This window comes from Rhizobium sp. PK7-22, from assembly GCF_056530405.1.
This window is the reverse complement of record NZ_CP096514.1, coordinates 2,524,106-2,544,646: the sequence shown is the minus strand read 5'-3', so window position 1 is coordinate 2,544,646 and position 20,541 is coordinate 2,524,106. Positions and strand designations below refer to the sequence as shown.

The window sequence follows — 20,541 nt, the reverse complement described above, 5'->3', positions numbered from 1 at the left end:
CAACAAAAAAGGCGCCCGGAGGGGCGCCTTTTCCGATGATGCCGGCAGCTTACTGCGGCAGCGTATCGTCCACGCCTTCGACGTAGAAGTTCATGCCGAGCAAGGTACCGTCCTCGGCCTTCTGGCCTTCCGCAAGCCACTCGGTGCCGTCCTGCTTCTTCACCGGGCCGGTGAAGGGGTGCAGTTCGCCGGACTTGATCTTGGCTTCGGTCTCTTCGGCCATCGCCTTCACGTCGTCGGGCATGTTGGTGTAGGGCGCCATCGTCAGGATGCCGTCCTTGAGGCCGTCCCAGATCTGCTCCGACTTCCAGTTGCCGTCGAGGTGCGCCTGAACGCGCTTGATGTAATAGGCGGCCCAGGTGTCGACGATTGCGGTCAGCTGCGTGTTGGGACCGGCAGCGATCATGTCGGACGCCTGGCCGAAGGCGAGGATGCCGCGCTCTGCGGCAACCTGCATGGGAGCCGTCGTGTCGGTGTGCTGGGTCAGGATGTCGACGCCCTGGTCGATCAGAGCCTTGGCCGCATCGGCTTCCTTGCCGGGGTCGAACCAGGTGTTGGCCCATACAACCTTCAGCTCGAAGTCCGGATTGACCGACTGCGCACCCAGGATGAAGGCGTTGATGCCCATCACCACCTCAGGGATCGGGAAGGACGCGATGTAGCCTGCGACGCCCTTCTTCGACATCTTCGCGGCGATCTGGCCCTGGATGTAGCGGCCTTCGTAGAAGCGGGCATTGTAGGTGGCGAGGTTTTCGGCGGACTTGAAGCCGGTAGCATGCTCGAACTTGATGTCCGGAAACTTCTCAGCGACCTTCACGGTCGCATCCATGAAGCCGAACGAGGTGGTGAACACCATGCCGCAACCGGAACGCGCCATGCGCTCGATGGCGCGTTCTGCGTCGGGGCCTTCCGGCACGTTCTCCAGGATCGGGGTTTCAATCTTGTCGCCGAAGTGCTCCTGCAGCGCCTGGCGGCCGATGTCGTGGGCCTGGGACCAGCCACCATCGGTCTTGGAGCCGACATAGATAAAGCAGACCTTCGTCTTGTCCTGGGCCTGCGCGCCGCCTGCAAACCCGCCCAGAAGGGCGGCTGTAGCGGCAAGTGCGATGATCGTTTTCTTCATGTCTTGTAACCTCTGTTGGCTCGAAGAGTGGATAGGTGTGGTGGCGTCATCGCTCTGGAACAAACGGCTTTCCGAGTGAGGCCGGCGTGTTGATCAGGGTCGTGCGGCGATTATGCGAGATGATGATGAGCACGACAATAGTCGCGACATAGGGCAGCGCCGAAAGAACCTGGGATGGTATGCCAATTCCAAATGCCTGTGCGTGCAGCTGGCCGATCGAGACCGCCCCGAAGAGGTAGCCCCCGGCAACAAGGCGCAGGGGCCGCCAAGATGCGAAGACGACGAGCGCCAGCGCGATCCAGCCGCGGCCGGCCGTCATGTTCTCCACCCACTGGGGCGTATAGACGAGCGACAGCTGGGCACCGGCGAGGCCTGCACAGGCGCCGCCGAACATGACCGCCAGATAGCGGGTCCGGATGACGTTGATCCCCAGCGCGTGCGCGGAGGCGTGGTTGTCGCCGATCGCCCGCATCTTGAGGCCGGTCCGGCTTTTGAACAGGAACCAGTGGATACCGGCGACCAGCGCGATGGAGAGATAGAAGATCAGGTCCTGCTGGAAGAGCAGGCGCCCGAGGACCGGGATGTCGGACAAGAGCGGAACGACGATCGGCTGCAGCTTGATGCCAGGTTGGCCGACGAAGCTCTCACCGAGTTGTCCGGAAAGGCCAAGACCGAGGATAGTCAGGGCAAGGCCGGTCGCCACCTGGTTTGCCACCAGCGTCAGTGTCAGGAAGCCGAAGAGAAGCGAGAATCCGGCGCCGGCGGCAATTCCCGCAAGCACCCCGAGATAAGGCGATCCGGTCATCTGGGTTGCTCCAAAGGCGCTGACGGCGCCCATGACCATCATGCCCTCGACGCCGAGATTGAGCACGCCCGAGCGCTCCGTGACGAGTTCGCCGAGCGCCGCGATGACGAGTGGCGTTGCGGCGGTGATCACGGTCAGGATGATCGCTTCAAGCATGGTGCGTCCTCCCTCCCGTCAGCTTCTGGGTCACGATCCTGATGCGGTAGTGGATGAGCGTGTCGCAGGAGAGGACGAAGAATAGCAGCAGGCCCTGGAAGACACGGCTCACCTTGTCGGAAATGCCGATGGAGAGCTGCGCGGCTTCTCCCCCGAGATAGGTCAGCGCCAGCACGAAGCCCGAGGCGACAATTCCCAAGGGGTTGAGCCGGCCGAGGAAGGCGACGATGATCGCCGTAAAACCGTAGCCGGGCGAGATCGTCGGCTGGACGTGTCCGATCGAACCGGAGACTTCCGAGATCCCGGCGAGGCCCGCCAGCGCACCTGACACCAGCATGGAGAACCATACCATCCGGCGTGCGGAAAAGCCCGCGAAGCGCCCTGCCCTTTCCGATTGGCCGAGAACGGTGACCTCGAAGCCCTTGAGCATGAAGCGCATCATGAACCAGATGGCGACGGCGGCAACAATGGCGAAGACGATGGCCAGATGCGCACGGCCGGAATCGAGGATTTCCGGAAGCACCGCCTCCGGCACGAAGGACCTGGATTGCGGAAAATTATAGCCCTGCGGATCGCGCCAGGGACCGCGTGCCAGCCAGTCGAGATAGAGCTGGGCGATATAGACCAGCATCAGGCTGGTCAGGATCTCGTTGGTGTTGAAGCGGGTCTTCAGCAATGCCGGGATCCCGGCATAGAGCGCGCCTCCGATCATGCCCATGACCAGCATCAGCGGCAGGATCATCGGCGAGTGCCACTGGGGATACAGCACGGGCAGGATCGAGCCGGTGATTGCGCCGATGGTGAACTGCCCCTCGGCGCCGATATTCCAGTTGTTGGAGCGGTAGCAGACCGACAGGCCGACGGCGATGAGGATCAGAGGAGCTGCCTTGATCGCCAGCTCATGGAGCGACCAGACTTCCAGCAGCGGCTCGATGAAGAAGCTGTAGAGCGCATCGACCGGGTTCTTGCCCAGCATCCAGAACATGATGCCGCCGAAGAACAGCGTCAGGGCCAGCGCCAAAAGCGGGGAAAGGAACGAGAAAAGGCGCGAGCCCTCGGGGCGCTTCTGAAGCTCAATGCGCATGGGAGGCCTCGGCATGCTTGGTGTCGTGGATGCCGCCCATCATCAGGCCGATCCGCTCCAGGCTGAGTTCGCCGGCGGGATAGGCACGGGACAGACCGCCTTCGGAAATGACGGCGATCTTGGTCGCCACTTCGAAGATCTCGTCGAGATCCTGGCTGATTACCACCACCGCCGAGCCCGCCTTGGCGAGATCCACCAGCGCCTGGCGAATGCGGCTCGCGGCGCCGGCATCGACGCCCCAGGTCGGCTGGTTGACGACCAGGACGGCCGGCTGCCGGTCGAGCTCACGCCCGACGATGAACTTCTGCAGGTTGCCGCCGGAGAGCGAGCCGGCGGCAGGGTCCCTGCCGCTCTTGCGCACATCCATGTCCTGACAGATCCGCTGCGTCGCAGCCCCCACGGCATCGTGGCGAATAACGGAAAGAGCGCCGCCGGACAGGAACGCGCTGCGGTCCGACTGGCTGCGGGCCAGCAGCAGATTGTCGGAAAGCCGCATGCTTGCGACCGCGGCGTGGCCATGGCGCTCCTCGGGCACAAAGCCCGCACCGAGCAGGCGCCGCGCGTTGATGCCCGACGTGCCGACCGACTTGCCGCGGATCCGGATGGCATCGTTGTCGGAGACGGCAAACTCGCCGGACAGTGCGTCGAACAGCTCACCCTGGCCATTGCCGGCGACGCCGGCGATGGCCAGCACCTCCCCGGCACAAACCTTCAAGTCTATCCCCTTGAGCGTTACGGCGAAGGGGGTGCGGGCCGGAACGGAGAGCGCCGAGACCTCGATCTGCACGTCTCCCGGCGTGCCAATTTCACCGCGCGAAACGCCTGCGATGTCGGTTCCGACCATCATGCGGGCGAGCGACGCCGGCGTCTCCTGCTTCGGGTCGCATGTCCCCGTCACCTTGCCGTGCCGCAGGACAGTCGCCCGGTCGCAGATTCGGCGAACCTCTTCCAGCCGATGGCTGATATAGAGAACGGAACGGCCCTCAGACTTCAGCGTGAACAGCGTCTCGAACAACTTGTCCGCTTCCTGCGGCGTCAGGACGGAGGTCGGTTCGTCGAGGATGATGAGCTTGGGGTTCTGCAGCAGCGCCCGCACGATCTCGATGCGCTGGCGCTCTCCGACGGAAAGGTCGGCCACATGCGCCTTGGGATCGAGCGGAAGCCCGTAGACCTTCGAAAGCCTTGCGGCCTCGTCGGAAATCTTCGCCAGCGTGATCTTCGGATCCAGGGACAGGGCGATGTTTTCGGCAACCGTCAGCGCTTCAAAAAGCGAGAAATGCTGGAAGACCATTCCGATGCCGAGCGCTCGCGCCTCGCTGGGGGACGCAATGCTGACCGCGCGGCCATCCCAGAGTATATCGCCGCCGCTTGGATCGAGGATGCCGAACAGCATCTTCACCAGCGTCGATTTCCCCGCACCGTTTTCGCCGAGCAGCGCATGGATTTCCCCGGGAGCAATATCGAGATCGATGCTGGAGCAGGCGGCGAAGCTGCCGAAATACTTTGTCAGCCCACGGGCCGACAGAAGCGCATTGCTGGCTGATCCCTGCGTTACAGTCACTGAACCCCCTCGTTCATGCCGTGCCACCTTCTTCGAGGCTTGTGAGAGCACGGGCGCGTCCTGCCTGCGGGCGGCCGCCATCCGTCGGCGTCCGCTCTTGCGTCATTGATAGCGAATTTGCTGCCTCGCACAACAGGAAACATCCACCGAGGCAGGTGTCAGTCTCGCCTACCAAGGTTCGGAAACCATTGCAGGATTGCCCCGATGCAGTAGAGGTAGATGCCAGACGCCACGACGCCGTAAACGAGCCAGTCCGGCGACCTGAAGTGCAGCAGCAGCGAATAGCCGCTCAGCACGCACCAGAGGATGAATATCGCCAGATTGAGGGGCCGCAGTCGCTTGACCCGCACCGGATGCAGAAAACTGATCGGCAGAAAGGTCAGAAACACGGAGATCAGGACCACGATGAATGCGGTCATCTCGCTCGCCTGAATGACGAAAAGCGTGAAGATCACCATGTTCCAGACCACCGGAAACCCGGAGAAGAAATACTCGTCGGTCTTCATGCCCATGTCGGCATAATAGATGGCGCTGGAGACAACGATCAGGCCGGCGGCGACGAAGGACCATGGCTCGCCGATCATGCCGCTCTGGTAGAGCGCGAAAGCGGGCAGCAGGACGTAGGTGACGTAGTCGATGATGTTGTCCAGCATGTCGCCGGACCAGTTCGGCAGGACCTCCCGGACCCTCACCCTGCGGGCGATCGGGCCGTCGATGCCATCGACGAAAAGCGCAAGGCCGAGCCACCAGAACATGTCGACAAAGCGGTTCTCCCCGGCGGCGACAACGCCAAGGAAGGCCAGGAAGGATCCGGATGCCGTCAGCAGATGAACGGAGAATGCGCGCATCTCTGCGTAAGGCACTTTACGGTAGTTGAAGATTCGTCTGATCACGTGCCGTTCCCGTGCTTTTGTCTTGCCGACCTATGAGGGGAAACCGGGGCCATTGCAACCGGCTCAGCCGTTGGGCCGGCGTGCTTACGCAAGATTTACTGCCTGCGCTACCTAGTCCCATGGATAACGGCAGGGGAAGGCTCTACATAGCGCAGAACCTTTTGCCGACGAGGATTGAGACATGCAGCATTATGAAATTGCCGTGATTGGCGGTGGTCTGGCTGGATCCATCGCAGCCTTGGCCATGGCGCGGGGCGGCCGCAAGGTTCTGCTCGTCGCTCCCGGTCCGGCAAATGGCGATGAGCGCACGACGGCGCTGATGGACCAGTCCATCCGCTTCATGCAGCGTCTCGGTCTCTGGGACACGATTGCACCGAGTGCGGCTCCCCTCTCCGTCATGCAGATCATCGACGGCACCGACAGGCTGCTTCGCGCACCGACGGCGCAGTTTCGCGCTGCCGAGGTGGGGCTCTATGCCTTCGGATATAACATTCCCAACAGGGCGCTTCACGAAACGCTGCAGGCAGCGGTGGACAGCGAGGCAAACCTGACGCGGGTCAGCACGCCGCTCGCCGCCATCACTTTTTCCGATGATCAGGCGCTGCTGACGCTCGAAGACGCTGAGACCATCACCGCCTCCTTCGTGATCGGCGCCGATGGCCGCGCGTCCAAGGTGCGCGAGAGTGCCGGCATCGGCACCCGTCGCTGGGCCTACCCGCAGACGGCCGTCGTTCTCAATTTCAAGCACAGCCTGCCGCACGGCAACGTCTCCACGGAGTTCCACACCGAATCCGGTCCCTTCACCCAGGTTCCGCTGCCCGGCCAGCGGTCCAGCCTCGTCTGGGTGGTGAAGCCCCAGGAGGCGGAGCGTCTGCTGTCGCTGTCGCCGCAGGAACTGTCGGTGGAGGTGGAAACCCGCATGCAGTCAATGCTGGGGGAAGTCACCGTCGAGCCGGATCCGCAGTCCTGGCCGCTCTCCAGCCTGATTGCAGATCGCTTCGGCAAGGCACGCGTTGCGCTCGTCGGTGAAGCGGCGCACGCCTTTCCGCCGATCGGAGCCCAAGGCCTGAACCTGTCGTTGCGCGATGTCATCGAGCTCGTCGAGATCCTGACGGCCGCGCCAGATCGCGCCATTCCGTCCGACGCAGGCGACCGCTTCAACCGCCGCCGTCGCGCCGACATCATGAGCCGGACGCTCGGCGTCGATCTGCTCAACCGGTCGCTGCTTTCGGATTTCCTGCCGGTACAGATGGTGCGGGCCGCCGGCCTGCATCTGCTGACGGCCGTGCCGCCGCTTCGCAATCTGATGATGCGCGAAGGGGTGGAGCCGGGTCGCGGCCTCCGCGCCTTTGTCGGTTCGCTACGGGAAGAGATCCGGCGGTAGCAGTCCCGTCGTGATCAGATAGAGCAGCATTGGCAGCGTCACCACCGACAGTACCGTCGTGATCAGTACGGTTGCCGAGGCCCGTTCCTGCCAGACGCCATATTGCTGGCTGATGACGAAGACGTTGGTGGCCGTCGGCAGCCCCGCGAGCAGCACCGCCGAGTAGACCCAGACCGGATCGAAATCGCCCGTGAGCGACAGGACGACATAGACGGTGGCCGGCAGCAGGACCAGCTTGGCGATGACGAGATACCCGATCTCGACGGGCACGCGGTTCAGCGGCCGAAGTGCCAGCGTCACGCCCATGGCAAACAGCGCGCAAGGGGCCGCCGCCTGGGCGAGATAATCCACCAGCCGCTGACCGGCCACCGGGACCGCGACCCCGCTGGCCGCCACGACGAAACCCAATGCTGTCGAGACGATGAAGGGGTGGAGCGCCACCTTGCGCAGCACCTCGCCGGCCAGTTGAAGCGGCGGGCGCCGGTCGCCACCGGCAACAGCCATCATGGCCGGTGCGACGATGAAATGCATGGCGTTCTCAAAGCACACGATAAGGGCGACCGGCACGGCGGCGGCTTCCCCGAAGGCGAGCAGCGCCAGGCCCGGTCCCATATAGCCGATATTGCCGTAGGCGCCCGCAAAGGACTGGATCGTGGCATCGCCGAAGCTCGCGCGCCGCACAAGATAGGTAAAGCCGAAGAGAACTCCGTAGACGAGATAGGTGGCTGCGATGTCGGCGACGATGAAGTCGATCCGCGCCAAGTCCTCGATGGGCGTGCGCGACACCAGCTTGAAGAACAGCGCCGGCAGGGCCGCATAGATGATGAAGGTGTTCATCCAGCCGAGCGCTTCGGCCGGCTGCTTCGTCACCCGCGCCGCCAGATAGCCGACCAGGATGAGGCCGAAGAAGGGCAGCAGCAGTGCGACAATGTCGGCCATGGTTCTTCCCCATCAAACGCCTCGCCGGAGCGAGGGTTCGCCTTAGCCGATTTGCATCAGGATTGGAAAGGTCTGCTGGAACCAGATGGCGACGCTGCTGACGAAGCCGAAGATGAAGGCAAGCCCGGTGAGGATGAGAAGAACGCCCATGATCTTCTCGACGGCCCCGAGATGGCGCCGGAAGCGGGTGAGGAAACGCATGAAGGCACCGGAAAAGCCCGCCGCGATCCAGAAGGGCACCGCCAGGCCAAGCGAATAGATGGCCAGCAGCAGCGCCCCGTCCCCGACCGTCTCGCGCGAGGCCGCCACGCCGAGGATGGCACCCAGCACCGGGCCGATGCAGGGTGTCCAGCCGAAGGCGAAGGCAAGCCCCATGACATAGGCGCCCGAAAGCGTCGCCGGCTTGCCGCCGCCCTGAAAGCGCGCCTCGCGCGCCAGAATGCCGAGACGGAAGACGCCGAGGAAATTCAGTCCCATGATGATGATGATCAGCCCGCCGATCTTCGACAGAAGATCGAGATGCTGGCGCAGGATGACGCCGATCGTCGATGCCCCTGCCCCGAGCGCCACGAAGACGGTCGCAAATCCCAGCGTGAAGAAGACTGCGGCCGTGAGTACGGCGCGCCTGGTGTTGACGATGGCCACCGACGGCCCCTCGCCCCGGAACTGGTCGACCGAAATGCCGGCCATGTAGCAGAGGTAGGGCGGCACCAGCGGCAGCACGCAAGGCGACAGGAAGGACAGCGCCCCGGCGAGCAAAGCGCTCAACAGCGAGATTTCAGCAATCGACAACACGCAACTCCAGCTTCGGGACCGGGCGCCCTCTGCGCCTGCCTAGATCACGTGCAGGCCCTGATGCCAATCACCTTTTCGCGCTCTGGCGCCAGCGCGTCGTTCCGCCGCAATTTTCCCCTTTTTTCCGATTGACCCGGAGCGGACCTCTGCCTATGTTCCGCGCACTTCCGCAGGGGGCCTTCTCCTGCCTTGGGAGAGCGTAGCTCAGCTGGTAGAGCAACGGACTTTTAATCTGTTGGTCGTGGGTTCGAGTCCCACCGCTCTCACCATCATCCCCCTGTACAGCCCGGAGACATTGGTAACAGCTTGTACCTAAGACATGGGTGACAACCTCGTGCCGAACGGGTTGTCGATGGTCTGCAAGGTTCTCTGTTCCAGGTCGATGTAACCCAAATCATAGTGCATGAAGCTGACGAGCCAAATGCCGTCGTCGACCTCCTTGATGCCTAGCCTCTGACCGGCGAGTACGGTGGAGAGGTTGATCTTCTTTCGTGCCATACAGATGCGTCCGCAGGCGGTGACGAGGACGTCCCTGTCGTGGAAGGGGTATTCGACGTCTGGCAGGCCTTCATAGGCTCTCGACGAGGGCGTATAGAGCTCGGCGGGTGTTTTCATGCCGATAGCCTCATGGGGGCGTTCCTCGTTGAACTCGCTGACGAATTGGTCGAAGCGGTCCTGCTGTTGCAGGGCGTTCATGCCCGGCGGACGCGCCGTCTCCTGCTTCAGGGTGCGGTGCATGCGCTCGTGGCGGCCGTTCTGTTGTGGGTGACCGGGTTTGATGCGCTCGATCGCAATGCCGAGCCGCAGCCACCACACCGACAGCTTCGACAGGTTGTAGAGCCCGTTGGGGCTGGCGAAGGGCAGGCCGTTGTCGCTCCTGATGGCGGCTGGCAGGCCGCGCTCCCGGAACAGGCTGACAAAGGTCTCGATGACTGCAGCCTCCTTCGTGCTCTCAAGGGCTTCGCAGCAGAGGATCATGCGCGAGGCCTGGTCCGTTACCGTCAAGGGGTAACAGTATCGGCCGTCGCCAAGCTTGAACTCTCCCTTGAAGTCGGCGCACCACAGATCGTTGGACAGGGCGGCCTGCGACAGCGCCGTGCCTGCCGCCTTGTTCGCCGTTCGCCTCTTGCGGGCGCGGCTCACGAGGCCGTGCCGGTCGAGCACCGCATGCACCGTAGACTTCGCCGGAATGCGCATGTCGCCGGCCAGCTTCCTGACCAGGAGCTCTCTAATCTTGCGGGCGCCCCAATGCGGCTTGTTGCGTTTGGTCTCGACGATCAACTGCTCGATCTGGGCGGGCAACTGGTTGGCGTAGCGCACCGGGCGGCGCGAGCGGTCGGTGAGCGCCTCCAGCCCTTCCTGCCGATAGCGATCCCAGATCTTGTAGCCAGTCTTGCGCGATATGCCAAACTGGCGGCACACATCGCTCATGCCTTCTCCATCGAGAAGACGAGCCACGAAGCGTAGACGTTCTTCCATCACCGAACACTCTCTCCACGGCATCAACACCTCCCGCAAAGCGAAAAGTGTTACCCATGTGTCCGGTACAAAACGTCACCTATGTCTCGGGTCACTCACCCACAAGCCCCAAAAGCCTCCTGTCCAAGTCTCCCGCAGCGAATCGGTTGTTCACTCCGCCTATTGACTTTCCTCGCTCCCTATGAGAACAAAAAGAGAACAAGTGAAGCGAGGCATCGATGAACCGCACCGAGGAAGTCATTGAACGGGCCATGGCCGCCGTTGCCGCGTCGCGGGCACGGCGCGAGCGGCAGGAGCGCGAGCGCACCCAGGCGTTCGAGCGAATCCAGATCGCCATGCTCAAGCGGCCGACAATTCCGAAAGGGATCCAGATCCAGATGCGGCTCGACCTGCATTGATGCTGCGACCGGATGCTCCGGCTTTTCGCATGCTGCGGATATCGCTGCTCGGGACGCGCCGCAGCGCTCTTCCGTCTCTGACCGAGGCATTGGTGGCATGGAACATTGCGACCGGAAAGCCGTTGTATTTCCGCGCTTACCCTTCCCGAGCGCCGGAACGCGCGGCATCATCTTTTTCTCGATGTGGCTTGCAACCCCGCCGCGCGTTCCACCCCTCATTCATCCTCAATTCAGGTCCCGCCGGTCATGATCGATGTCATGTCAAACCGTTCGCACAGGCACGACCCCGTCGATCCGATCGAACTCGCAATGCTTCAGCGGGTCTTCGACAGCATCTGCACGACCCGGAGCCTTTCCAAGAGCAGTCCGGATGCAGAACAGATGGCGGCGGTACTGGTCGATCTCTTCGCACATGGCATCCGCAGCGAGCATCATCTGACGACCATGGTCGGATAGCCGGACCCTCGTCCGGAAACTTCCCTCCAAGCGCGGAAGGAACGAGCTTGCTTCAGCCCGCCACGAAGGACGGCGGCTCGACTGCGTAATGGCGCTGGCCGCGCCCGAGAAGATAGACTTCGGGTTCCGGGTTTTCGCGGATCACGAAGCCGGAGCTGCGCAGCATCGCTTCCATCGCCGGCTTGTTGGGAAGAAACCAGTTGGTCGGGTCGCTCGCATAGCGCTCTTCGACGAAGAACAGCTTTGGATAGTCAGGCTGGCCGAAGATCGCCTGTTCTGAGAAATCGTAGTTCTCCTGCAGGTCCGGGATGCTTTCGGCGCCGCGCTGCAGGCATTGAAACAGCATCGTGTCATCGACCACATGCTCGTAGAGAAGGTCGAGCGCCAGCAGCGGGTGGCGCAGGTGGTAGAGAACGCCCATGAAGATCACCAGATCGAAGCGTTCCTTCAGCTTCGGCACCTCGTAGACCGACATCTGACGATACTCGATGTCCAGTCCCTCGTGCTCCGCGGCGAATTTCGCCTGATTGAGGTAGTGCGGATCGGAATCGATCCCAACCACCCGGCCGGCGTTTCGCCGCTTCATTTCCATCGTGTAGAAGCCGGCGTTGCAGCCGATGTCGAGAACGCTTCGCCCTTCGAGGTCATCGGGAACGATGTGCTTGAACCCCTGCCATTTGAAGCTTGGATAGTCCCCAAGGAAATGTTCCGGCGCCGTCTGAACGCCGCCGATCCGCATGTTCTGGAACCAGGGACCCAGTCGTTCGATCTGCTGCCTCAGGTCTTTCCCGCGATTGCTCTGTGCGTCCATACTCAGACCCTCATGCTCGTGTGTGCTGTTGCTGTGTTCTCCGTCATGGTCGCCGGACCTCCTGCCTCCGATGGCAGGCTGCCGGCAAACCAGTCGACCGTCTGCTGCAGGCCCTCTGTCAGAGGCACGGCAGGCTCCCAGTCCAGAAGCTCCTTTGCGCGCGAAATGTCAGGGCGTCGGCGCTGCGGATCGTCCATGGGCAGGGGATGCTGAACGAGCCCGCCCGCGCTGGGCACCATTTCCAGCACCATTTTGGCCAGTTCATTGATGGTGAACTCACCGGGATTGCCGAGATTGACGGGAGCGTCCGGATTGGGCGAGACCATCATCAGCCTGATCAGCCCCTCGACGAGGTCGCTGACATAGCAGAAGGACCGGGTCTGTTCGCCAGTGCCATAGATGGTCATGGGCCTGCCGGACAATGCCTGCACGATCAGGTTGGAGACGATGCGGCCGTCGTTCGGCTGCATGCGCGGACCGTAGGTGTTGAAGATACGGGCGACACGGGCATCGACGCGGCCCATCCTCAGAAGGTCGAAGCAAAGGGCCTCGGCTGCCCGCTTGCCCTCGTCGTAACAGGCCCGGGGGCCGGTGCAATTAACATTTCCACGGTAGTCCTCGCGCTGGGGGTGCTGCTCCGGATCGCCGTAGACCTCGCTGGTGGAGGCCTGCAGGAAGGAGGCGCCCTGCTCTTCGGCAAGCGTCAGGAGGTTGCCGGTTCCCACGACGCAGGTCATCATCGTATGCATCGGATCGGCCTGGTACTGCGGCGGGGAAGCAGCGCATGCGAGATTGTAGATGTAGTCGATCGGCTCCTCGGAGACGAGCTTGTCGCAGATGTCCTGCTCGATCATCTTGAAGCCGGGGTGGTTCATCAGCGGCCGGACGTTGGTCTCCGACCCCGTCAGATAGCTGTCGACGCAGATCACCCGATGTCCGCGCGCCAGCAGTGCGTCGCAGAGGTGAGAGCCGACAAAGCCGGCTCCGCCTGCCACCAGCGCCGTTCCCGACTGTTTTGAACCCGTCCTTTGGAGCATGTGTATTTTCCTCTATGCCGAAATGCGGTGTTGGCCGGGTTGTTCCACCCTCGCCTGCGGCTGCAGCGCCAGAAGCGCCGCCACCAGGTCCTGTGCCCGGGCAAGCCCCGTATGATCCGCCAGCACACGGCTGCGGGCGTTGGCCGCAAGTTCCTGTCGCCGGCTGTCGTCGATCTGCGACAGCGCCGCCACCACGTCATCTGTGCCATCGGCAATGATGATCGCCTCTCCGTCCGGCAAGAGTTCGGCGAGGCCGCGCCAGTGGTCGCTGATGATCGGCGTTGCGCAGGCGGCGGCTTCAAACAGGCGAACACTCGGCGACCACCCGGCCGCGATCATGTCGGCACGCGTGACGTTGAGGGTAAAGCGCTGGCGGCTGTAGAAGGAGGCATGCTCGGCCGGCGGCAGATGATCGATGCGATCGACGTTCTGCGGCCAGTCAATGTCTCCCGGATACTGCGGGCCGGCGACGACGAACCGCTTGTCCGGCAGCCGGCGGGCGACGTCGATCAACAGCCGTTCCACCGTCGGCTGACGATCAAGGCTGTAGGTGCCGAGGTAGCCGAGGTCCCATTGGTGCGGCTCGCCGGTATTGCCGTAGCGATCGGCGTCGACGGAGCAATAGAGCGCAACGGCAGCGCGGGAGCCGTAATTCTTCTCCAGCCGATCCAGCACTTCGCCGCCTGAAAATGAAAAGTAGGCGTCAAACTGCGGGATCTGCCGCCGTGCCAGGTATTCCTCGTCACCCGCGTCGAGCTTTGCAAGCGTCACTGGCGTGTCGATGTCGTAGAAGCAGAGGCGCTGCGGCGAAAGCGCCGCCACCGCGTCGATGACCGCAACGCCCTCTGGCACATAGGAGCCGATGATGACCGCATCCGCCTGCCGGATACGATCGGCATGGCTGGCGATCAGGCCGTCGATGCTGGCGTAATATTGCAGATCGCAGAAATCCGGGTTCGGCAGATCGCGTTGGCTGGCATACCAGGGCACATCCCGCTCGAGAAACAGGACACGATGCCCCCGCTCGTGAAGTCCGCGCAAGAGCGCGCGAAAGGTGGTCGCGTGCCCATTGCCCCAGGAGGAGGAAAGCGACAGGCCGAGAATGACGATATCCAGAGGCTTGCTCATTCCGCGGCCTCCCTCTTTTGCGCATGGCTCGTGAAGAGTGCATCCACGGCCTCGGCACGGTGGGCATAGGTGTGCTCCCCGAGAACACGCTGCAGCGCGGCGCGTCCGATGTTGTCGGCCCGTTCGTCGGTCAATCCGGCCAGGATGTCGGCCACGTCCTGGCCGTCACGGGCCACCAGGACTTCCTCGTCGGGCTTGAGGAAGAGCTCGATGCCCTCCCAGTGATCGGTGATCAGGCAACCGCCGGCGCCAGCCGCCTCGAAGACCCGGGTAGCGGGCGAAAAACCGTTCTCCGCCATGCTGGCCCGTGAAATATTGAGCACCGCCTTGGGCGTGACGTTGAAGGCATTGTGATCCCGCGTCGAGACATGGCCGATGTAGTTGATGTTGTTCGACATCGGTTTGTCCTGCCAGCCGGAGCCGCCCAGCAGGAACGTCTGGCCGGGAAGGCGCGATGCGGGCTCCAGGAAGAAATGTTCGACGCGAGCCTCGCGATCCGGCAGCCGGTTGCCGAGAAAGCCGAGATCGGCTCCGAAGCGCCGGTCTGCCGCCACCGGATGATGCGTCTGCGGATCGAGCGCATTGTAGACCGGGATGCAGTCCCTCGCCCCGATGGCGCGGTAGGCATCGACCACGGGATCGCCGCCGCCGTAGGTCAATACCAGGTCCAACTGTTCCAGGGCATGGCGCAGCGGGTGATCGGGAGCACTGCGAACCTCCGCCAGCGTGGCAGGAGCGTCGACGTCCCAGAAGATCTTCAGCGCGTCGCTGCTCGCGTTGCGCAGGACTTCCGCCAGCAGCAGGTCGTCCTCGAACCCGACTCCGCTCGCCTTGACCACGACATCGGCTCCGCCGGCCTGCGCGGTGACCGCCTTCAGGGCCTCGACCGTACCCTCGTAGACGACGACCTTGCACCAGTCCGGCGGGTCCATGTCGCGGTTCTTCTGGCGGTCGTAGACGTCGGGCTCATAGAAGGTGATGTCGTAGCCCTTCTCGGCCAGCGCCCGCAGGAGACCCCGATAGTAGGTTGCGGCGCCGTTCCAGTAGGCGGACACGAGGCTTGAACCGTAAAAGGCGATCTTCATTCTGCTGCCTCCGCTGTTTCGAGCTTGTGCACCACGCGCTGCGTGCCGCATTCGCCGAGCACCGCGAGAAGTTCATCGACGCGGTGTCGGCAGGTATGGCGCGACCTCACCGTTTCCAGACCCGATATGGCGAGTTCCCGCGCCATCTGGGGATCGGCAAGGATCTGCTTCAGGCGGTCCTTCATCTCGTCGCCATTGCGCGCAACCAGAAAGTCGGTGCCCGGTCGGAAGAGCTGTTCGGCATCGTCCCATGGCGCGGAGATCAGCGGGATGCCGCAGGCCAATGCCTCGAAGACGCGGATCGTTGGAATACCCGGCAGGTTCTCGACATAGGGCCGGCGCGGGATGTGCATCGTCACCCTGTGCTCAGCAAAGGCACGTGGCGCATCGGCATTGGCGATCCAGCCGCCATAGCGGATGCCGGCATTCTCCAGCGCCGCCAGCGCCGTGTCGGGATAACGGACGCCGCGCACGGTCGCGTCCAACCCCAGATCCTTAGCGGGCCGCACCAGGAACTCCGCGATCTCAGCCGTGCGTTCATCATCGCCCCAGTTGCCGATCCAGATGAGGTCTCCGGTCTTCTCCACTTCCGGCATCGGCTTGAAGAGCGACATGTCCGCGGCTTCATGCCAGGTAAAGACATTGCGCCCCCACCCGGCCTTCAGGTAGCGCTCGCGCAGCGTCTCGCCAAAAGCCAGCACCCCGTCGTAGTCGGCAAGATCAAGTCCTTCGATGTCGTCCTGCGCGGAAACGGCGCGGTGATGGGTGTCGTGAAAGAGCAGCGTGAAGTTCGCCCCGGCCCGACGGATCCGACCGATCTGCTCGACCAGCGAGGGCTCGGTCCACTCATGGACGATCACCACGTCGGCGTCGGAAAGCGCCGCACCGTGATCGAAATCCTGCCCATAAACCTCAGACTGGAGATCAGGGAACGTTGCGTGGAAGCGGTCGATTGCCCCCTCTCCCTGGTCGCGCACCAGATTGTCGCGGCTCCAGGCTCCTTCCGGCTCAAGGGCTAGCGCCTCATGGCCGCGGCGGATGAGATCTCGCATCACGCCGCGCAGGAAATGGGCGTTGCCGTGATTCCAGTCGGAGACCAGGGAATGGGTATAGAAGATGAAACGCATGTCTACTCCGCAGCCTTCAGGGTTATGCTTCGGTTGGCCAGTTGCTCGTAAATTGCGGTCATGGCTCTCGCCTGGGCAGAGATGGTGAAGCGCAACGAGCGCTCGTAGGCCTTCACCGCCAGTGTCGCCCTCAGACCCGCGTCCGCGGACAGCCGCGACATGGCAGACCGGAAGGCCTCAGGATCGCGCGGATCAGCAAACAGCGCGCAGCCATCCCAGAGCTCCCGATAGGTCGGAATGTCGGAAAGGACGAGAGCCGCGCCCGCGCGAGCCGCCTCCAGCGGTGCCAGCCCGAAGGGTTCATAGATCGACGGCGACACAACGATCTTTGCCTCTCTCATCAGGGCGACCGTCTCGTCGTGGGTGAGCTCCCCCTGGTGGGAAGCGTGGACAATGGGCAGATGCTGACCGCTCGGTCCGGCGTTCGAACCGGCCATGATGAGCGGCCACTCCAAGGAATGCGCCGCCGCATCGAGAACCGCACCGTTCTTTCCGTCGTCCCACCAGCGTCCGGCGGCAAAAATCATGTCCCGCTTGTCCGTCAGCTCGTTCTCGATCCGGCTGCCGTTATGGACGACCTGAAGATTCGGAATCGGTCCGTAGGCCTGCTCGAGCATCTCCGCATGGCTGCGGCTGGGAGATACGACCGCATCGGCGCGTCGGAAGCCTGACCGATTGAGATCAAGCTGCCATTCCCAGGCCTCGGGTACGCGCGACTGCCGGACGCTTGCAAACCAGGTGACGACGCAGGAATGCGAAACGGTGAGGACCGGAATATCCGTCTCCAGACCTGCGACCTGGGACGGCAGGTTCAGATGGAGCAGGTCCGCCCGCTCCCGCCGGCCCAGATCCGCGATGATCGAGGGCAATCCGGAGAGGGCTTCAGGGTTTTCGACAAGCCAATCAAGCGGAGCGTCCAGAACCAGAAGGCGACCGATCGAGTGGGCTTCTCGGACCTTCTGCTCTGTGGGCGCAGGCCCCAGACAGACGAAAACGGTCTCGACACCGAAGCCCTTTAGCTCGGTGGCGAGATCCATTGCATAGCGCCATACGCCGCCAATGGCATCCACGGTCATCAACAGCAGCAGGCCCGTCAGGGATGGCGCCGGTATCACGCCGGAACCCTCCTTTTGTCGCTGAGGCTCGGCTCTCCGCCGAAGCGATTCTCCACGAGCCACTCCGCCAGATGGCGCATGCCATCGCGCCAGCGCACCTTGGCCTGCCAGCCGAGTTCGCTTTCGAGCTTGCGGGTATCAGCGACGAAGAAGGCCTGGTCACCGGCACGCCAAGGCCCGAACGCCGTCTGCAACGGACGCCCGGTGAGCTTCTCGATTTCGCGCAGGACGCCAAGAAGACTTACGGAGTTGTGAGGGCCCCCACCGAGGTTGAAGACGCTGCCCTTCAGACCATCGATCGAGGCCAGGACGGCGCGGTAGGCAGCAACGGCATCATCGACGTGAAGGATGTCACGGACCTGCTTGCCGTCGCCGTAGACCGAGATCTCCTCTCCGGCGAGCGCGCGGATCAGGAAGTGGGCAACCCATCCCTGATCCTCGGTGCCGAACTGCCGCGGACCGTAGATGCAACTCATCCTGAGGACGGCGCTGGGGATCCCGTAGGACTTGGCGTAGTCGATGACATACTGATCGGCGACCCCCTTGGAGCACCCATAGGGCGTGCAGAAGGAAAGCGGTCGCTGCTCGTCGATGCCATGCGCGCGGACCGCCTCGTCTGCGGGAATGTAGCGGTCGTCGAGCTCCAGCATCGCGATGTCTTCGAGCGCGCCGTAGACCTTGTTGGTGCTGGCAAAGATGACCGGCGCATTCGTGTCCGCCTTGCGGACGGACTCCAGCACATTCACCGTGCCGCGGGCATTGGCCTCGAAGTCGTCAATCGGATGCGCCAGGCTGGTGGTGACCGCGGTCTGGGCGGCCAGATGAAAGACGGCCTTGGCATCCGTGAAGGCATCCTCGATCCCGCGCATGTCGCGAATGTCGGCAAGATAGGGATGAACCCGGTCGCCATAGCGATCCCGGAGCCATGCGAGGTTCTGGTCGACGCCGGGACGTCCCAGGTTGTCAAGTATGACAACATCCTCGCCGTCCTTCAGGAAGCTGTCAGCGAGATTTGAGCCGATGAAGCCGCTGCCGCCGGTGATGACGATCGGGGCCGCGCCATTGGCGATGTTGGGGGTGGGAAGAGCGGTCACCTCGCGGACGCGATCGACACCGCCCTCCATCAGCAAGCGCGCCAGCAGCTTGGGTTGCCGGTCGTGGGTCACCGCGCCGAGATGATAATGTCTTGGATCGAACCAGAGGCCCTCCTGGACAGCAATATCGGGCGGAACGTCTGCCCATGAATACCAATAGATGCGGTCGGCAGGCACATCGAGGGCATGGGAGAAGCGGCGCACCTGCTCGGTCTCGTCCTTGCGCCAGGTGGAATATCCGGTTTCTGTCACCCAGATTTCGGTTTGAGGGTTGTAGCGATCCAGAATGCGGCGCATCTCGCCGAGATGCATGTCCCAGCCGCCCCAGCTGCCCTCCTCGCTGTCCCAGGTGCCGGGAAATCCGTGGAAGCCGACCGCATCGACAACGCCCAGGACGCCGCGCTCTCCCATCAGGTTCAGCCAGAAGGGGTCGAAGGGGCACGGCCCGCCGAGTACCGGCTTGAAGCCGCGCTGCTGCGCCCAGTATGCAGCGCCACCCACCATTTCGCAGAACAGCTGAAAATCGCCGTCCTCGCGCCAGTCCCAGTCGAGCAGGTTATTCGGCTCGTTCCACAACTCGATGTGACGGAAGTGCTGGCCGTAGCGCGTCAGCACATGGTCGATGAAATCGGCATAGGACTTCAGGTCCTGCGGCGCGCCTGAGGACCGTCCCGTGCGGGACATCGACGGCGGTGTGTAATGCACGCATGGGAGAAGATCTATCTGCGAGCCGAGCTTGGGAATGAGCCAGTCGAACCACTCCTCGCCGCCCGGCGCCAGATATTCGGCCCAGGAGAGATGGGTTCGAAGATGGCTTGCACCGCTCGCCAGGATGGAAGGGAAGATCTCTTCGGTGCGCTCGTATTCTCCCGGACGAAACCATTCGACGAAGCCGAACTGCTTCTTCGCTGCTATTTTCTCAGAGGCTGCAGATCCGGATATCTTCATGATACAAGGCCCCGCTCTTCCAGGTGGCGGCGCATTTCCGCACCGCGATCGACGGCACCGGTCGTACGCACCCATTCGACGAAGGGTCCAAGGGAATTCTCGAGCTTGTACTGGGGCTTGAAGCCCAGCAGGTCGCGGGCCTTGGAGATGTCTGCAAAGCAGTTACGGATATCGCCGGAGCGGGCCTTGTGCATGATTTCGGGCTTGATCTCCGGCACGCCCATGGCGTCCGCAAGCAGGTTTGCCACCTCTTCCACCGTATAGGCCTGTCCGCTGCCGATATTGATGACATGGCCGTTGGCGCTCGGCTGCTCCAGCGCGAGCCGGAAGGCACGGGCGACATCACGGACATGCACGAAATCGCGACGCTGCTGACCGTCCTCAAAAATCGTCGGCGGCTGCCCGTTGGCAAGCCGAGACGCGAAATTGGCAAGCACGCCGGTATAGGGATTGGAGAGCGCCTGCCCCGCGCCGAAGACGTTGAAAAGGCGAAGCGCTACAGCCTCAACGTTGTAGGCTTCGCCAAAGATCAGCACCTGCTTTTCCTGAGCGTATTTCGTCAGCGCGTAGATCGACGCCAGGTCGACGGGCTTGTCCTCGTCGGTCGCCATCGGTGTGAGCGTCTCGCCGTTTGGATCCATCGGCTCCCAGCGCCCCTGCTTCACCTGTTCCGGCTTACGGCGGATGAAACCGGTCGTCGTGCCGCCGTCGGTAGCATACAGCCCCTCTCCGTAGACGCTCATGGAGGATGCAACGACGATGCGCCGGATCGGCAGACCGATCATCGCCTCCAGGAGGACTGCCGTCCCGAGATCATTGCCGCCGACATAGCGGGCGATTTCATACATTGACTGGCCGACGCCGACTTCGGCAGCTAGATGGATCACACCGTCGATGCCGACGAGTGCCTGGCTGACCGCTTCCTTGTCACGCACGTCGGCGCGGATGACTTCGGCCTGCTCGGGAACCTCGGCTTCGGCGTCCGCGTGAACCTGCTCGATCATCGCGTCGAGGATACGGACCTGGTAGCCCGCCGCAAGAAGCTCTTCGGCCACGTGGCGGCCGATAAAGCCACAGCCGCCGGTTACAAGAATTGTCGACATTCTGATTACTCTTTGCTGGA

Annotated in this window: 19 protein-coding genes and 1 tRNA gene; 4 read left to right on the top strand and 16 right to left on the bottom strand. The window is 63.0% G+C overall.

From position 1 onward, the window contains the following. Positions 1–49: 49 nt before the first annotated feature. The 5 genes from M1E10_RS17180 to pcsA all read right to left on the bottom strand — a co-directional run bounded on the left by M1E10_RS17180 (position 50) and on the right by pcsA (position 5,577). Complete coding sequence (locus M1E10_RS17180) at positions 50–1,123, bottom strand: BMP family ABC transporter substrate-binding protein (RefSeq protein WP_499174024.1); 1,074 nt, start codon at positions 1,121–1,123, stop codon at positions 50–52. 46 nt (positions 1,124–1,169) lie between these two features. Next, positions 1,170–2,084, bottom strand: coding sequence for an ABC transporter permease (locus M1E10_RS17175; protein ID WP_499174023.1), 915 nt, complete (start codon positions 2,082–2,084; stop codon positions 1,170–1,172). Next, positions 2,077–3,168 (bottom strand): ABC transporter permease, encoded by a 1,092-nt coding sequence (locus tag M1E10_RS17170; RefSeq protein ID WP_499174022.1) that lies wholly within the window; start codon positions 3,166–3,168, stop codon positions 2,077–2,079. The genes M1E10_RS17175 and M1E10_RS17170 overlap by 8 nt, the downstream gene beginning before the upstream one ends. Beyond that, positions 3,158–4,729: an ABC transporter ATP-binding protein gene (locus M1E10_RS17165; protein ID WP_499174021.1), complete on the bottom strand. Its 1,572-nt coding sequence runs from the start codon at positions 4,727–4,729 to the stop codon at positions 3,158–3,160. The genes M1E10_RS17170 and M1E10_RS17165 overlap by 11 nt, the downstream gene beginning before the upstream one ends. 158 nt (positions 4,730–4,887) lie before the next feature. After that, the gene (gene pcsA, locus M1E10_RS17160) at positions 4,888–5,577 is read right to left on the bottom strand and encodes a CDP-alcohol phosphatidyltransferase family protein (RefSeq protein WP_499177215.1); all 690 of its coding nucleotides are present in this window, start codon (positions 5,575–5,577) and stop codon (positions 4,888–4,890) included. A gap of 226 nt (positions 5,578–5,803) precedes the next feature. Between pcsA and M1E10_RS17155 the strand changes: the two genes are divergently transcribed. After that, positions 5,804–7,006, top strand: coding sequence for a UbiH/UbiF family hydroxylase (locus M1E10_RS17155; RefSeq protein WP_499174020.1), 1,203 nt, complete (start codon positions 5,804–5,806; stop codon positions 7,004–7,006). On the opposite strand, the gene M1E10_RS17150 is transcribed toward M1E10_RS17155, so the two are convergent. After that, positions 6,983–7,945 (bottom strand): AEC family transporter, encoded by a 963-nt coding sequence (locus M1E10_RS17150; RefSeq protein WP_499174019.1) that lies wholly within the window; start codon positions 7,943–7,945, stop codon positions 6,983–6,985. The two genes, M1E10_RS17155 and M1E10_RS17150, sit on opposite strands and share 24 nt — an antisense overlap. Before the next feature lie 42 nt (positions 7,946–7,987). Continuing rightward, entirely contained in the window at positions 7,988–8,737 is a 750-nt protein-coding gene (locus M1E10_RS17145) for a cytochrome c biogenesis CcdA family protein (protein ID WP_499174018.1), read from the bottom strand. A 196-nt stretch (positions 8,738–8,933) separates the two neighbouring features. On the opposite strand from M1E10_RS17145, the gene M1E10_RS17140 reads away from it, so the two are divergent. Beyond that, a tRNA-Lys gene (locus M1E10_RS17140) sits at positions 8,934–9,009 on the top strand. A gap of 43 nt (positions 9,010–9,052) precedes the next feature. On the opposite strand, the gene M1E10_RS17135 is transcribed toward M1E10_RS17140, so the two are convergent. Beyond that, positions 9,053–10,243, bottom strand: coding sequence for an IS481 family transposase (locus M1E10_RS17135; RefSeq protein ID WP_499174017.1), 1,191 nt, complete (start codon positions 10,241–10,243; stop codon positions 9,053–9,055). A 194-nt stretch (positions 10,244–10,437) separates the two neighbouring features. Between M1E10_RS17135 and M1E10_RS17130 the strand changes: the two genes are divergently transcribed. Further along, positions 10,438–10,617, top strand: a complete 180-nt coding sequence (locus tag M1E10_RS17130) for a hypothetical protein (protein ID WP_499174016.1) — start codon at positions 10,438–10,440, stop codon at positions 10,615–10,617. Positions 10,618–10,875: 258 nt separating this feature from the next. Further along, the gene (locus tag M1E10_RS17125) at positions 10,876–11,073 is read left to right on the top strand and encodes a hypothetical protein (RefSeq protein ID WP_499174015.1); all 198 of its coding nucleotides are present in this window, start codon (positions 10,876–10,878) and stop codon (positions 11,071–11,073) included. Positions 11,074–11,125: 52 nt separating this feature from the next. On the opposite strand, the gene M1E10_RS17120 is transcribed toward M1E10_RS17125, so the two are convergent. The 8 genes from M1E10_RS17120 to M1E10_RS17085 are packed head-to-tail and all read right to left on the bottom strand — an operon-like array spanning position 11,126 to position 20,521. Beyond that, on the bottom strand, positions 11,126–11,884 hold the full coding sequence (locus tag M1E10_RS17120) for a class I SAM-dependent methyltransferase (protein WP_499174014.1): 759 nt from the start codon (positions 11,882–11,884) through the stop codon (positions 11,126–11,128). A gap of 2 nt (positions 11,885–11,886) precedes the next feature. After that, entirely contained in the window at positions 11,887–12,921 is a 1,035-nt protein-coding gene (locus tag M1E10_RS17115) for a UDP-glucuronic acid decarboxylase family protein (protein WP_499174013.1), read from the bottom strand. A gap of 12 nt (positions 12,922–12,933) precedes the next feature. Continuing rightward, positions 12,934–14,049, bottom strand: coding sequence for a CgeB family protein (locus tag M1E10_RS17110; RefSeq protein WP_499174012.1), 1,116 nt, complete (start codon positions 14,047–14,049; stop codon positions 12,934–12,936). Further along, a complete protein-coding gene (locus tag M1E10_RS17105; protein WP_499174011.1) occupies positions 14,046–15,134 on the bottom strand; it encodes a CgeB family protein in 1,089 nt (362 codons plus the stop codon). Before M1E10_RS17105 ends, M1E10_RS17110 begins: the two co-directional genes overlap by 4 nt. Continuing rightward, entirely contained in the window at positions 15,131–16,261 is a 1,131-nt protein-coding gene (locus tag M1E10_RS17100; RefSeq protein ID WP_499174010.1) for a CgeB family protein, read from the bottom strand. The genes M1E10_RS17105 and M1E10_RS17100 overlap by 4 nt, the downstream gene beginning before the upstream one ends. Before the next feature lie 2 nt (positions 16,262–16,263). Next, positions 16,264–17,337 (bottom strand): glycosyltransferase family 4 protein, encoded by a 1,074-nt coding sequence (locus M1E10_RS17095; RefSeq protein ID WP_499177214.1) that lies wholly within the window; start codon positions 17,335–17,337, stop codon positions 16,264–16,266. Between the two features lie 35 nt (positions 17,338–17,372). Next, positions 17,373–19,418 carry an NAD-dependent epimerase/dehydratase family protein gene (locus tag M1E10_RS17090; protein ID WP_499174009.1) on the bottom strand — a complete coding sequence of 682 codons (2,046 nt, stop codon included), beginning with the start codon at positions 19,416–19,418 and terminating at the stop codon, positions 17,373–17,375. Beyond that, the gene (locus M1E10_RS17085) at positions 19,415–20,521 is read right to left on the bottom strand and encodes an NAD-dependent epimerase/dehydratase family protein (RefSeq protein WP_499174008.1); all 1,107 of its coding nucleotides are present in this window, start codon (positions 20,519–20,521) and stop codon (positions 19,415–19,417) included. The genes M1E10_RS17090 and M1E10_RS17085 overlap by 4 nt, the downstream gene beginning before the upstream one ends. Between the last annotated feature and the right edge of the window lie 20 nt (positions 20,522–20,541).

Excerpts from the sequence above, each read along its gene's own strand:
- M1E10_RS17180 (WP_499174024.1), bottom strand. The coding sequence starts at position 1,123 with ATGAAGAAAACGATCATCGCACTTGCCGCTACAGCCGCCCTTCTGGGC.
- M1E10_RS17175 (WP_499174023.1), bottom strand. The coding sequence starts at position 2,084 with ATGCTTGAAGCGATCATCCTGACCGTGATCACCGCCGCAACGCCACTC.
- M1E10_RS17170 (WP_499174022.1), bottom strand. The coding sequence starts at position 3,168 with ATGCGCATTGAGCTTCAGAAGCGCCCCGAGGGCTCGCGCCTTTTCTCG.
- pcsA (WP_499177215.1), bottom strand. The coding sequence starts at position 5,577 with ATGCGCGCATTCTCCGTTCATCTGCTGACGGCATCCGGATCCTTCCTG.
- M1E10_RS17155 (WP_499174020.1), top strand. The coding sequence starts at position 5,804 with ATGCAGCATTATGAAATTGCCGTGATTGGCGGTGGTCTGGCTGGATCC.
- M1E10_RS17150 (WP_499174019.1), bottom strand. The coding sequence starts at position 7,945 with ATGGCCGACATTGTCGCACTGCTGCTGCCCTTCTTCGGCCTCATCCTG.
- M1E10_RS17135 (WP_499174017.1), bottom strand. The coding sequence starts at position 10,243 with ATGCCGTGGAGAGAGTGTTCGGTGATGGAAGAACGTCTACGCTTCGTG.
- M1E10_RS17130 (WP_499174016.1), top strand. The coding sequence starts at position 10,438 with ATGAACCGCACCGAGGAAGTCATTGAACGGGCCATGGCCGCCGTTGCC.
- M1E10_RS17125 (WP_499174015.1), top strand. The coding sequence starts at position 10,876 with ATGTCAAACCGTTCGCACAGGCACGACCCCGTCGATCCGATCGAACTC.
- M1E10_RS17120 (WP_499174014.1), bottom strand. The coding sequence starts at position 11,884 with ATGGACGCACAGAGCAATCGCGGGAAAGACCTGAGGCAGCAGATCGAA.
- M1E10_RS17115 (WP_499174013.1), bottom strand. The coding sequence starts at position 12,921 with ATGCTCCAAAGGACGGGTTCAAAACAGTCGGGAACGGCGCTGGTGGCA.
- M1E10_RS17110 (WP_499174012.1), bottom strand. The coding sequence starts at position 14,049 with ATGAGCAAGCCTCTGGATATCGTCATTCTCGGCCTGTCGCTTTCCTCC.
- M1E10_RS17105 (WP_499174011.1), bottom strand. The coding sequence starts at position 15,134 with ATGAAGATCGCCTTTTACGGTTCAAGCCTCGTGTCCGCCTACTGGAAC.
- M1E10_RS17100 (WP_499174010.1), bottom strand. The coding sequence starts at position 16,261 with ATGCGTTTCATCTTCTATACCCATTCCCTGGTCTCCGACTGGAATCAC.
- M1E10_RS17095 (WP_499177214.1), bottom strand. The coding sequence starts at position 17,337 with ATGACCGTGGATGCCATTGGCGGCGTATGGCGCTATGCAATGGATCTC.
- M1E10_RS17090 (WP_499174009.1), bottom strand. The coding sequence starts at position 19,418 with ATGAAGATATCCGGATCTGCAGCCTCTGAGAAAATAGCAGCGAAGAAG.
- M1E10_RS17085 (WP_499174008.1), bottom strand. The coding sequence starts at position 20,521 with ATGTCGACAATTCTTGTAACCGGCGGCTGTGGCTTTATCGGCCGCCAC.